At 49.6% G+C, this 260-nt stretch carries 1 pseudogene; it reads right to left on the bottom strand.

From position 1 onward, the window contains the following. Positions 1-260: pseudogene (locus SB679_RS24950) on the bottom strand (hypothetical protein); the annotation flags it as partial.

Here is a 260-nt window from a genome sequence, read left to right as displayed (position 1 = left end):
CCTGAAAGCGGAAATGCGTTATGTAGAAAGCCGCCGTTACCGCCACGTCGCCGGTCATGATGACCGGATAATAGCTCGTCGATTTCATTTCATTGCTCCTTTTCAATTTGCATACAGTTTGTATGTTTTTTCGTTTAACATACATGCGGTGTGTATGTAAATAGGCGATATGACCAGGACCAATCGCGAACGAACCGAACAGACGCAGCAGGCACTGATCGCGGCTGCGCGCCGCCTCTTTGTCGACAAAGGCTATGCCG

It is taken from the genome of Chryseobacterium sp. SIMBA_029, from assembly GCF_046535275.1.
In the GTDB taxonomy this organism is placed as follows: Bacteria; Bacteroidota; Bacteroidia; order Flavobacteriales; family Weeksellaceae; genus Chryseobacterium.
This window is presented reverse-complemented; position numbering and strand designations above follow the sequence as displayed.